We start from the raw sequence: 12,194 nt of genomic DNA, 5'->3' as shown, positions 1-12,194 counted from the left end.
TAAGATTCAAAAGGTTATTACATCTTTTTGCGCCACTCGTGGGCCAATGAGAATCTGCGTAGCCCCTTATCTTAATCGCCCTGCGATAGAGTATACTCTGGCGGCAGAGTCATCCTGACCCATCCTCTGCGCCGATTGTTTCTCTGGAGAGTGATTTTGCGTGTTAGCCGTTCTTTAACCATCAAACAAATGGCCATGGTTGCTGTTGTCTCCATGTTCTTTGTGCTTATTTTTTGCGTTATTTTGCTGTTCCATTTCCTGCAGCAGAATCGCTATAACACGGCTACGCAACTGGAAAGCATCGCCCGCTCTGTGCGCGAACCCCTCTCGGCGGCAATTTTAAAGGCGGATATTCCTGAAGCCGAAGCGATCATCAAACAGATTAAACCCGCCGGGGTGGTAAGCCGCGCCGACGTGATGCTGCCTAACCAGTTCCAGGCGCTGCGCATGCGCTTTATTCCCGAGCGCCCGGTGCCGGTGACCATTACCCGCATGTTTGAGTTGCCGATCCAGATTTCACTGCCTATCTACTCGCTTGAGCGCCCGGTCAACCCGCAGCCGCTGGCCTACCTTGTGCTGCAGGCAGACTCGTACCGCGTCTATAAGTTTGTGATCAGTACCCTGTCGACGTTAGTGACGGCTTACTTACTGCTGACGTTAATGCTGACCGTGGCGCTCACCTGGTGTATCAACCGGCTGGTGATGCATCCGCTGCGTAAAATCGCCCGCGAACTGGATGAGATCCCGCCGCAGGCGCTGCCTGGTCACCAGTTGCCGCTGCCGCGCCATCATAAAGATGATGAAATTGGCCGCATCGTGCGCAGCTATAACCGCAACCAGCAGCAGCTACAGCATCAGCAGGAGGAGAGCCATACGCAAACGGTGCGCTTCCCGGTCTCCGAATTGCCGAATAAAGCCGTCCTGCTGGCGCTGCTTGAGCAGGCCGTCACCGCCGATGCGCGCGCGGCGCTGTTGATAATCTCCAGCGACACCCTGCGCGACACCGCCGGGGTGCTGCATGAAGATCAGCGTGAAGTGCTGCTGCTGACGCTGGTGGAAAAGCTTAAATCGGTGCTGTCGCCGGGTATGCTGCTGGCGCAGCTTAATATCAGCGATTTTGCCCTCTTCGCGCCCGCCATTCAGCAGCCCTGGCAGGCGATGAAATTAAGTAAGCAAGTGCTCACTGTTATCAACGAGCGTGTGCCGCTGAAGGGCATTCAGTTGCGCCCGCACGCCAACCTTGGGGTGGCGATGACGGGCAGCACGCACTCCGCGCAGGTGCTTATGCAGCAGGCCACTTCCGCGCTTGCCGCCGCCCAGCGAAATGGCAAAAACCAGATCCACTTCTTCGATGCGCAGCAGCGCGAAGCGGCTCATAACTGGCTGTCGCAGGAAGCTGACCTTCTCTCTGCTCTTGAGCAGCAGCGTTTTGCGCTCTGGCTGCAACCGCTGCGCGCGCAGCCGGATAGCGAAGTGGTCAGCGCCCGTGCGCTGCTGCGTTTACGTAAGTCTGATGATAACGAGGTCGCAGACGCCGAACTGTTCGCGCAAATCGAGGCCTGTGGGCTGACGGGCAAAGTGTGCGACTGGATGCTGGAAGAGGCGTGTCACCTGCTGGCCGACTGGCAGGCACGGGGCATTACGCTGCCGTTGGCGGTTGCGCTTCCTGCTGAGGCACTGTTGCAGCAGGCGAATGTTGCCGGTGTTGCTGAGCGGCTGCGCCACTACGACCTTCCGCCTCAGAGTTTGCGTCTCGATATCTGCGAACGTCAGCTCTTTTCCGCTAAGGATGAGGCGGTATCGCCAGATGCCTTTGAGAAGCGCTATCTGGCCGCTGCGGGCGTTGATTAAAATAGTTACTTTGTTACGAGATTGTGCGAGTCAGCTCAAAGTTTTTAACATTCTTGTTTCGGAAACGCCGTAAGCACATTTCTGTCATTCAGGACGGGTGTTATTTTTAATCCGCAGGCTAACCGAAAACCCTATAAAGCCTGAGGTTAATCTCAAGGACACCTTATGAAAACCTCCCTGTTTAAAAGTCTCTACTTTCAGGTCCTGACAGCGATCGCTATCGGTATTTTGCTTGGCCATTACTACCCTGAACTCGGCGCACAGATGAAACCCCTTGGTGATGGCTTCGTGAAGCTCATCAAGATGATCATCGCGCCGGTTATCTTCTGTACCGTTGTTACCGGTATTGCCGGTATGGAGAGCATGAAAGCGGTCGGGCGTACCGGCGCGGTGGCACTGCTCTACTTTGAAATTGTCAGTACGCTGGCGCTGATCATCGGCCTGATTATCGTCAACGTCGTGCAACCCGGCGCAGGGATGAACGTCGATCCCTCCACCCTCGATGCCAAGGCGGTGGCGGTCTACGCCGAACAGGCGCAGTCGCAGGGGATTGTGGCGTTTATCATGGATGTCATCCCGGCGAGCGTAATTGGCGCTTTTGCCAGCGGCAACATCCTGCAAGTGCTGCTCTTCGCCGTGCTGTTTGGTTTTGCCCTGCATCGCCTGGGCCACAAAGGCCAGCTGATTTTTAACGTCATAGAAAGCTTCTCACAGGTGATTTTCGGCATCATCAACATGATTATGCGCCTGGCACCGATCGGTGCGTTCGGGGCGATGGCCTTCACCATCGGCAAATATGGCGTCGGGTCGCTGGTGCAGCTGGGTCAGCTGATCATCTGCTTCTACGCTACCTGTATTCTGTTTGTGGTGATTGTGCTCGGGACTATCGCCCGCGTCACCGGCTTCAACATCTTCAAATTCATTCGCTATATCCGCGAAGAGCTGCTGATTGTGCTGGGCACCTCCTCCTCCGAATCAGCGCTGCCGCGCATGCTGGAGAAGATGGAGCGCCTGGGCTGCCGCAAATCGGTGGTGGGTCTGGTGATCCCGACCGGCTATTCGTTTAACCTGGACGGCACCTCTATCTACCTGACGATGGCGGCGGTGTTTATCGCCCAGGCGACCAACAGCCACATGGATATTTTCCATCAGATCACCCTGCTGGTGGTGCTGCTGCTCTCCTCCAAAGGGGCGGCCGGGGTTACAGGCAGCGGCTTTATCGTGCTGGCGGCAACGCTCTCTGCGGTTGGCCACCTGCCGGTGGCGGGCCTGGCGCTGATCCTCGGTATTGACCGCTTTATGTCCGAAGCGCGTGCGCTGACCAACCTGGTCGGTAACGGCGTGGCGACCATTGTGGTGGCGAAATGGGTTAAAGAGCTGGATGAAAAACAGCTCAACGATACGCTTAATAATCGAACCAGCGCCGCAAAAACGTCAGAAATCTCTTCATAATTTCAAGACTTACGCCCGTAGTCCTTGTCTGACTACGGGCAGCTAAGCATAATTACCCCCTTGCTTCCGTCACAATTCACGCTGAATTTTCGGGATTCTTCACTTCGCGCTGTGACGTTTTGCGTTTCCTGCGGTCTAAAAGCGGAGTGTTTTATGTCTGTCCATTGACCTATGGGCGGCATACTTTTTAACCAGGAATGTTGATTAGGGGTTCTCATGCAGGGCACAAAAATTCGATTGTTAACAGGCGGGTTGCTGATGTTGGCAGCGGCCGGTTATGTGCAGGCAGAGGCGCTCCAGCCCGATCCGGCATGGCAACAAGGCAAGCTGGCGAATGGTTTCCAGTGGCAGGTTCTCTCCACTCCGCAGCGCCCCAGCGATCGTATTGAAATCCGACTCTCGATTGATACCGGCTCGCTCACCGAAAATGCGCAGCAGAGCGGTTTCAGTCACGTTATTCCCCGCGTTGCCTTAACCCATAGCGGCCGCCTCGAACCGGCGCAGGTGCGATCTCTCTGGCAACAGGGTATTGACCCGAAACGCCCGCTGCCGCCGGCGCTGGTCTCCTACGAATACACGCTCTATAACCTCAGCCTGCCGAATAACCGCAGCGATCTGCTGAAAGAGGCGATGGTCTACCTGGCCGATGCCGCCGGGAAACTGACCGTTACCCCAGAGACGGTAAATTACGCGCTGAGCAGCAATGATATGGTCGCGACCTGGCCTGCCGACACCAAAGAGAGCTGGTGGCGCTACCGCCTGAAAGGGTCGCCGCTGCTGAGCCACGATCCGGCGGCCGAGGTGAAAGCGCCAGTCGATGCCGCACAGCTGAAAGATTTCTATGAAAAATGGTACACGCCGGATGCGATGACGCTGATTGTGGTCGGTAACGTCGACAGCCGCGCAGTCGCCGAGCAGATCACCAAAACCTTTGGCGAGCTGAAAGGCAAACGCCATACGCCGACCCCGGTGGCGACGCTTTCGCCGCTGCCGCATCAGCCGGTGAGCCTGATGAGCGAGGCGGTCACCCAGGATCGCCTGTCGATCATGTGGGAGTCGGCCTGGCAGCCGATCCGCGAATCGGCGGAGCTGGAGCGCTACTGGCGGGCAGATTTAGCCCGTGAAGCGCTGTTCTGGCACGTTCAGCAGAGCCTCAACAAGAACAATGCCAAAGATCTGAGCCTCGGCTTCGACTGCCGCGTGCTGTTCCAGCGTGCGCAGTGCGCCATTAACGTTGATTCGCCAAACGACAAGCTGAACGCCAACACCGGCGTGATTGCGCGCGAGCTGGCGAAAGTGCGGGAAAAAGGGCTGCCGGAAGAGGAGCTGAAGGCGCTGATTGCGCAGAAATCCCTCGAACTGCAAAAGCTGTTTGCCACTTATGCGCGCGCCGATACCGATATTCTCATCAGCCAGCGGATGCGCTCCCTGCAAAACCAGGTGGTGGATATCGCGCCCGAGCAGTATCAGAAACTGCGCCAGCGTTTTCTCGACAACCTGACGCCGCAGATGCTGAACCAGGATCTGCACCAGCAGCTGTCGCAGGAGATGACGCTGGTATTAATGCAGCCGAAAGGCGAGCCGGAGCATAACATGCAGGATCTGCAGGCAACGTGGGACGAGGTGATGAAACCGCAGACCGCCGCGCCCGCCGCCGCCAGCGAGGATGTGCGACCGGATGTGTCGGATATCCCGCCGCAGCAGTAAGTAAGCATAAAATGGGGCCGTAACTGCGGCCCCAATGAATATCCAGAGTAGTTCATCTAAAACAAGGCTGTTGTGGTGAAGAAATACCTCTCTCTCCTTCTACCTCTCTTTCTCGCAGGTTGCCCGATGGGCGATCGCATCAATATGCGCATCGCGCAATCTACGGCGGTAAATAACCAGCTCTGTGTGTCGGTAGAAGAACCCGATGCGGGAGAGAAGGCGCTGGAAATATGGGTCTGGGATATCACCAACGCCCGGCAAGTCTATGAAAAATCATATGCCACAGCGCCGCAGTTGCTTGAGCCTGGCAAATGCATTTCTGGCCTGGAAGGCTTTGCCTTCAAAGAGGGCAATAAATATAACGTCTCTGTGGGTACAGGGTTACGTTCATATGAGGCTCGATTTTCAGTATCGAAGCAGGGCAAGAAGCTGGTGGTGAATGAGTGACAGAACTAAAACAGGTCGCCCCGCATAACGACGGGGCGACTTAACGTTATTACTCCGGCATTGCCTCGCGCGGGATAATCGCGCCGCGATACTGGATAACGGTGCTGGCGGTAAGATGTCCGCGTTTCGCCGCTTCAGAAGCGTCGCCGCCGGTCAGGCGCACGGCAAGGTAACCGGCGCTGAAGGAGTCGCCCGCTGCTGTGGTATCGATCACCTTCTCTTTCGGCAGCTTCACCGCCGGGACCTCAATCACCGCTTCGCCGGCAATTGCCACCAGGCAGGAGTCCGCGCCGCGCTTGATCACCACTTCACTGACGCCCGCTTGCTGGGTGCGCTCAATCACCGTTTCCACAGGCTGCTCGCCCCAGAGCAGATCTTCATCATCCAGCGTCAGGAAGGCGATATCGGTGCAGGCGAGCATCTGCTGATAGACCTCGCGGGTCTCCTCTTTGCTCGCCCACAGGCGCGGGCGGTAGTTGTTATCGAAAATCACTTTGCCGCCGTTGGCGCGGCACTCTTTCAGCAGCGACAGAAGCTTCGCCCGGCTGCCGGGGCTGAGAATTGCCAGGCTAATGCCGCTCAGGTAGAGGTAGTCGAAGGTCGCCAGTTTTTCGCAAATTTCCGCCGACTGCTCGCTCTCCAGCCAGAATTTCGCCGCCGCTTCGTTACGCCAGTAGTAGAAGGTGCGCTCGCCGCTGCTGTCGGTTTCGATGTAGTAGAGACCCGGCAGACGGTTCTCCATACGCTGCGTCAGGCTGGTATCAACCGCCTCCTGCTGCCAGGCGTCGAGCATCTGCTGGCTGAAGTTGTCGGTACCGAGCGCGGTAACGTAGTGCACCGCCAGTGCCGACGGATTGACCTGACGGGCGATATAAACAGAGGTGTTCAGCGTGTCGCCACCAAAGCCACGGTTAACTTCTGCGCCTTTTTGTGACAGCTCAATCATGCATTCGCCGATGACGGCAATTTTCCTGGACATAGTCGTAACCTGAATCAGATAAATTATCGCTAGTGTGCGATGGGGCTGTTTTGTGGTCAACTATATTAAAACAACGTTCCACTATTTTTTTGAGCTAAGACGTATTACCTGCAATTAGCACGCTATGCTTTTTCCATTTTGCCGGGCAACCCGAGGTAAAGTTCTCAGAACACCCGCCGATAACCTGTTGACGAGTTCCTCCAGATCATCCCCATCGACAGGACAGCAGAAATGACGTTACAGCAGGTCAACACGCCGCCAGACATTCCTCATATGAATGTCGAAAGCTTGCACGAGCACCGTTACTGGCTGCAGTGCGAGCGTGCGTATACTTACCAGCCCATCTATAAAACCGATGGTCGTCTGATGGCGATTGAAGTGCTGACCGTAGTAACTCACCCCTCGCAGCCGGAAAAACGTATCGCGCCCGATCGCTACTTCTCAGAAGTGCCGGTGCGCCAGCGTATTGATGTGGTGCATGAACAGCTTGCGCTGTTGGCGAAGCAGAAAGATTTCTTTGCACAGCACGGCGTGCTGGCGTCGGTGAATGTCGATGGCCCAACGCTGCTGGCGATGCGGCAGTATGGTGACGTCATGGCGCTGGTCGATTCACTGCCGTGGATCCGCTTCGAACTGGTGGAGCATATTGGCTTACCGCAGGACTCGTCGTTTGCTTCCATCTGCGAGATTGGCCCGCTATGGCTGGATGATTTTGGTACCGGCATGGCCAACTTCTCCGCGCTGAGCGAAGTGCGTTATGACTACATCAAAATCGCGCGGGAGCTCTTTATGATGCTGCGCAAAACGTCGGAAGGGCAGAATCTCTTCACCCTGCTGCTGCAACTGATGAACCACTACTGCCAGGGCGTGATCGTCGAAGGCGTCGAAACGCTGGAGGAGTGGCGCGATGTGCAAAACTCGCCCGCCTTTGCCGCGCAGGGCTATTTCCTCTCGCGTCCGGTTCCGCTGGCCAATCTTGAGAATGTAATACTCGATCTTTAACCGCTGCCCTTTCCGTCAGGTCTACTATCTTTATGAGAGGTAAGGCTTTAAAGGAAAAGGCATATCAATGACAAGAACGAGCAAAATAGTGACGGCGGTTGTGTCGACGCTGCTATTGGTTATTGTGGTGGCCATCGTCATCATTGCGACATTTGACTGGAACCGGCTTAAACCCACCATCAATGAAAAAGTCTCCACTGAGCTGAATCGCCCCTTCGCGATCCGCGGCGATCTCGGCGTTAACTGGGCGCGGCAAAAAGAGGAGACCGGCTGGCGCAGCTGGATCCCGTGGCCGCATATTCACGCCGAAGATATTATTCTGGGTAACCCGCCGGGGATCGATGAGATCACCATGGTGCACCTGCCGCGCGTAGACGCGACGATTTCGCCGTTAGCGCTGTTTACCAAAACCGTTTACCTGCCGTGGATCAAGCTGCAACAGCCCGATGCGCGGCTGATTCGCCGCTCGGAAAAGCTCAACAACTGGACCTTTACCCTCGCGGCGGATGAGAACGCCGATGCCAACGCTAAACCCTCCTCCTGGTCATTCCGTCTCGATAACATCCTGTTTGATAAAGGACGAATTGCCATTGATGACGCGGTAAGCCGCGCCGACATGACCATTCAGGTCGATCCGCTGGGTAAGCCGCTGCCGTTCAGCGAAGTAACCGGTAAAAAGGATGACAGCAACAAAGCGGGCGATTATGTCTTTGGCCTGAAGGCGAAAGGGCGCTACAACGACCAGCCGCTGAGCGGCGAGGGTAAAATTGGCGGTATGCTGTCGCTGCGCAGCGAGACGACGCCGTTCCCTGTGCAGGCGGATTTCCGCTCCGGTAATACCCGCGTGGCGTTTGTTGGCACGGTGAAAGATCCGATGAATATGGGCGGCGTCGATCTGAAGCTGAAGTTCGGCGGCGATTCGCTGGGCGATCTCTATGAGCTGACCGGCGTGCTGCTGCCCGATACGCCACCGTTTGAAACGGATGGCCGGCTGGTGGCGAAACTCAACGGCGACAAGGGTGCGGTCTACGACTATCGCAACTTCAACGGCCATATCGGCGAGAGTGATATTCACGGCACGCTGACTTATACCAATGGCAAACCGCGCCCGAAACTGGAAGGCGACGTCGAGTCGCGCCAGCTGCGTCTGGCGGATCTTGGGCCGCTGATTGGCGTCGATTCTGGTAAAGGGGCCGAACAGTCGAAGAAATCGGAGCAGAAAAAGGGCGAGAAATCGGTGCAGCCTGCCGACAAAGTGCTGCCTTACGATCGCTTTGAAACCGATAAGTGGAACGTGATGGATGCCGACGTGCGCTTTAAAGGCCGCCGCATTGAGCACGGCTCCTCGCTGCCGATTAGCGATCTTACTACCCATATCCTGCTGAAAAACGCCGACCTGCGCCTGCAACCGCTGAAGTTTGGCCTCGCGGGCGGCATTATCTCATCGAACATTCACCTCGAAGGGAATAAGAAGCCGATGCAGGGTAGCGCCACTATTCAGGCGCGTAAGCTGAAGCTAAAACAGCTGATGCCCGATGTTGAACTGATGCAGAAAACCCTCGGTGAGATGAACGGTGATGCTGAATTCCGCGGCGTCGGCAACTCGGTAGCGGCCCTGCTCGGCACCAGCAACGGTAACCTGAAGCTGCTGATGAACGACGGGCTGATAAGCCGCAACCTGATGGAGATTGTCGGCCTCAACGTCGGGAACTATGTGGTTGGCCAGCTGTTTGGCGATGATGAAGTGCGCGTCAACTGCGCGGCGGCTAACCTCGATCTGGTTAACGGCGTTGCCCGGCCGCAGATCTTCGCCTTCGATACGGAAAACGCGCTGATTAACATTACCGGCACCGCCAGCATGGCTTCGGAACAGCTCGACCTGACCATCAACCCGGAGAGCAAAGGGGTGCGCATCGTGACGCTGCGTTCACCGCTCTATGTGCGCGGTAGCTTTAAGAACCCGCAGGCCGGTGTGAAACCGGGTCCGCTGATTGCCCGTGGCGCAGTGGCGGCCGCGCTGGCAACGCTGGTGACGCCAGCCGCCGCGCTGCTGGCGCTGATCTCCCCGTCGGAGGGCGAAGAGAACCAGTGCCAGACGATTTTGTCACAGATGAAACGCTAAAGGGAAAACCCCTCTCTGGCAACAAAGAGGGGGAATCATCAGAGGGATTGATGCTTGGTTTCGTGGGTCAGCAGCAGGGCGATAAGGGTTAAGCCCGCCATTGCCGCCAGGTAGAAGCCGACGTACATCAGGCCGTAGTTCGCCTGCAACCAGGTAGCGATATAAGGCGCTACCGAAGCACCAAGAATCGACGAGACGTTATAGGAGAACGAGGCACCGGTATAGCGCACTTCCGTCGGGAACAGCTCCGGCAGCAGCGCGCCCATCGGGCCGAAGGTCAATCCCATCAGGCTCAGGCCAATCAGCAGATAAGTCATCACCAGCGCCGGGCTACCGGAACCCAGCAGCGGCGGGAAGACGAACAGCGCGAAGAGAATGATAAGCGTAGTGATGACAATCATGCTCTTACGACGCCCATACGCATCCGCCAGCAGACCGGCAATCGGCACCATCACGCCAAAACCAATTACTGCCATCATCAGCATCCACAACACTTCATTGCGCGGCATACCTAAGCCCTGCGGCGAGGTGCTGAAGGTCATCGAATAAACGGTCATGATATAGAACAGCGTATAGGTCGCCAGCATGATAAAGGTGCCCAGCACCGTCACGCGCACATGTTTTGTCAGCAGCGTGCCAAGCGGGATCTTCACCTGCTTCTTCGCGGCGGCCACTTTGGCGAAGACCGGGGTTTCATGCAGCGAGACGCGAACATAGAGACCAATCAGCACCAGCACGGCGGAGAAGATAAACGGCACGCGCCAGCCCCACTGCATAAACTGCTCATCGGTCAGCAGCCAGGAGAGCAGCAGGAAGGTGCCGTTGGCAAAGAAGAAGCCGATAGGCGCGCCCAACTGCGGGAAGGAGCCATACAGCGCGCGTTTACGCGGCGGCGCGTTCTCGGTCGCCAGCAGCGCTGCGCCGCCCCACTCACCGCCCAGACCTAAGCCCTGACCAAAACGGGCCAGCGCCAGCAGCAACGGTGCCATCACGCCAATGGTTTCATAACCCGGCAGCAGGCCGATGGCGACGGTAGAGATACCCATGGTCAGCAGCGAAGCGACGAGGGTGACTTTGCGCCCGACGCGATCGCCAAAGTGGCCGAAAACGGCGGAGCCGATAGGGCGGGCAATAAAGGCGATAGCGAAGGTTGCCAGTGATTGCAGCGTGGCTGCGGTGGTGTCGCCCTGGGGAAAGAAGATATGCGGGAAAACGATAACCGCGGCGGTGGCGTAAATATAGAAATCGAAGAACTCAATGGCGGTGCCAATCAGCGAGGCGACGACGACTTTTTTGCGCGAGTTTACCGGGGGATTTTCCTGCTCGTTGTCAAAGGTTGTAGCTGTAGCTTGCATAATGTTTTCTTATTTTTAGGCGAACGAACGAGCATATTAGCCACAGCAAAAGCGTTATTTCAATCTGTAACAAATCCGGCGGGCGGGCAAAAAAGCGGCAAAAAGCGAATAATTTTCAGACCTGTGATTTCACATCTATGAAATGCTTCACACATTTTAGAAGTTAGTGGATAAAACTGGTTTTCGGTTAAATAAAAGTTACGGACTGGATTTTCATGCTGGAATTATGGATCGGGCTGATATTTTCATTCTATCTATCAGCCCGATAGCTTATTTAGCGGTGCGACGACGGCGACCTTCCGGCATCAGTGGGTCATCTTTATACTGCGCAGTGGCAATCCACGCCGCGCAGAAAAGCGTCAGGCGGGCGAAGAAGTAGAAGAACGCCATCAGACCCAGTACCGAGCCAAATGCCGCGCCGGAGGGGGATTTCACCAGCGACGGCAGGGTCCAGGTCATAACGATTTTGATCACTTCAAAGCCAATCGCGGCGATAAACGTACCGCGGATCAGCGCGCGCTTACGCGGACGATGGCGCGGCAGCCGCCAGAAGATCCAGAAGAAGAGCAGGTAGTTGGCGAGCACCGAAATCATCAGGCCAATCAGCCCCCAGGCCGGTTTCAGCCAGTCGATGTAATCAAGGTGCAGCGTGGAGATGATCAGCTCCTGCGCCGCCCCGGCCACCGAGGTGATGGAGAGGGTGATCACCAGCGCCACCAGCAGGCCAATCAGCGAGATAAAGTCGCGGAAGTACTTTACCCAAATCTTCTCTTCATCCTGCGCGTTACGCTCCCAGACATCGCGCGACTGGGCGCGAATCGCTTCCCGCAGGTTGCCCATCCAGTTCACCCCGGAGTAGAGCGCGATAGCAAAACCAACAATCCCGACGGTCGTACGCTGCTCTACGGCGATGTGCAGCGTATTTTTCAGCGTCGAGGCCATGGTGGGGTCGCTGACGCTTTGCAGGATCTTATTGAAGATGTCCTGCAGCAGCGTCGGATGCGAGGCGAGGATAAACCCGGCGGTGGCAAACGAGACCATCATGATGGGGATCATCGACAGGAAGGAGAAGTAGGTAATCGCCGCGCCAAACTGGTTACCCATCCGATCGTTAAAGCGCTCTGTAGCGCGAATAAGATGCGCCACCAACGGTTTACGCTGGATCTTCTTTGCCGTATCGGTCACGGCGGCAATCGCCCCGCTATCTTTATCAGAGGTCTCTTTTTCAGGCTTTTCCGGTGTTTCTGCCATCTTCCTGACAGGCTCATACTCAAGGTCT

General features: G+C 56.4%; 8 protein-coding genes and 1 pseudogene. 6 read left to right on the top strand and 3 right to left on the bottom strand.

Translation table 11 applies throughout. From position 1 onward, the window contains the following. Window positions 1-156: 156 nt before the first annotated feature. The 4 genes and pseudogenes from ABIC80_RS15150 to ABIC80_RS15135 all read left to right on the top strand — a co-directional run. A pseudogene (locus ABIC80_RS15150) lies at window positions 157-1,803 on the top strand (EAL domain-containing protein); the annotation flags it as partial. Between the two features lie 213 nt (window positions 1,804-2,016). Further along, window positions 2,017-3,303 (top strand): dicarboxylate/amino acid:cation symporter, encoded by a 1,287-nt coding sequence (locus ABIC80_RS15145; RefSeq protein WP_023482021.1) that lies wholly within the window; start codon window positions 2,017-2,019, stop codon window positions 3,301-3,303. A gap of 216 nt (window positions 3,304-3,519) precedes the next feature. Continuing rightward, the gene (locus tag ABIC80_RS15140) at window positions 3,520-5,010 is read left to right on the top strand and encodes a M16 family metallopeptidase (RefSeq protein ID WP_429177710.1); all 1,491 of its coding nucleotides are present in this window, start codon (window positions 3,520-3,522) and stop codon (window positions 5,008-5,010) included. A gap of 72 nt (window positions 5,011-5,082) precedes the next feature. Further along, window positions 5,083-5,457: a putative T6SS immunity periplasmic lipoprotein gene (locus tag ABIC80_RS15135; protein ID WP_376746592.1), complete on the top strand. Its 375-nt coding sequence runs from the start codon at window positions 5,083-5,085 to the stop codon at window positions 5,455-5,457. A gap of 49 nt (window positions 5,458-5,506) precedes the next feature. Here the strand turns inward: ABIC80_RS15135 and ABIC80_RS15130 are convergent, their stop codons facing one another. Next, window positions 5,507-6,436: a sugar kinase gene (locus ABIC80_RS15130; protein ID WP_076769358.1), complete on the bottom strand. Its 930-nt coding sequence runs from the start codon at window positions 6,434-6,436 to the stop codon at window positions 5,507-5,509. A gap of 231 nt (window positions 6,437-6,667) precedes the next feature. Between ABIC80_RS15130 and pdeH the strand changes: the two genes are divergently transcribed. Both pdeH and ABIC80_RS15120 read left to right on the top strand, forming a co-directional pair. Further along, on the top strand, window positions 6,668-7,438 hold the full coding sequence (gene pdeH / locus ABIC80_RS15125; protein WP_429177708.1) for a cyclic-guanylate-specific phosphodiesterase: 771 nt from the start codon (window positions 6,668-6,670) through the stop codon (window positions 7,436-7,438). Between the two features lie 67 nt (window positions 7,439-7,505). Further along, window positions 7,506-9,560, top strand: a complete 2,055-nt coding sequence (locus tag ABIC80_RS15120) for an AsmA family protein (RefSeq protein WP_346440471.1) — start codon at window positions 7,506-7,508, stop codon at window positions 9,558-9,560. 38 nt (window positions 9,561-9,598) lie between these two features. Here ABIC80_RS15120 and ABIC80_RS15115 read toward each other — a convergent pair whose 3' ends face one another. After that, entirely contained in the window at window positions 9,599-10,915 is a 1,317-nt protein-coding gene (locus tag ABIC80_RS15115; protein WP_042713238.1) for an MFS transporter, read from the bottom strand. 270 nt (window positions 10,916-11,185) lie between these two features. Continuing rightward, window positions 11,186-12,166 carry an inner membrane protein YhjD gene (gene yhjD / locus ABIC80_RS15110; RefSeq protein WP_370569036.1) on the bottom strand — a complete coding sequence of 327 codons (981 nt, stop codon included), beginning with the start codon at window positions 12,164-12,166 and terminating at the stop codon, window positions 11,186-11,188. Window positions 12,167-12,194: the final 28 nt, after the last annotated feature.

This window comes from Kosakonia sp. 1610, from assembly GCF_050435845.1.
In the GTDB taxonomy this organism is placed as follows: domain Bacteria; phylum Pseudomonadota; class Gammaproteobacteria; order Enterobacterales; family Enterobacteriaceae; genus Kosakonia; species Kosakonia cowanii.
Note: the sequence above shows the minus strand (reverse complement) of the source record. Positions and strands in the feature narration are given on the sequence as shown.

Excerpts from the sequence above, each read along its gene's own strand:
- ABIC80_RS15145 (WP_023482021.1), top strand. The coding sequence starts at position 2,017 with ATGAAAACCTCCCTGTTTAAAAGTCTCTACTTTCAGGTCCTGACAGCG.
- ABIC80_RS15140 (WP_429177710.1), top strand. The coding sequence starts at position 3,520 with ATGCAGGGCACAAAAATTCGATTGTTAACAGGCGGGTTGCTGATGTTG.
- ABIC80_RS15130 (WP_076769358.1), bottom strand. The coding sequence starts at position 6,436 with ATGTCCAGGAAAATTGCCGTCATCGGCGAATGCATGATTGAGCTGTCA.
- pdeH (WP_429177708.1), top strand. The coding sequence starts at position 6,668 with ATGACGTTACAGCAGGTCAACACGCCGCCAGACATTCCTCATATGAAT.
- ABIC80_RS15120 (WP_346440471.1), top strand. The coding sequence starts at position 7,506 with ATGACAAGAACGAGCAAAATAGTGACGGCGGTTGTGTCGACGCTGCTA.
- ABIC80_RS15115 (WP_042713238.1), bottom strand. The coding sequence starts at position 10,915 with ATGCAAGCTACAGCTACAACCTTTGACAACGAGCAGGAAAATCCCCCG.
- yhjD (WP_370569036.1), bottom strand. The coding sequence starts at position 12,166 with ATGGCAGAAACACCGGAAAAGCCTGAAAAAGAGACCTCTGATAAAGAT.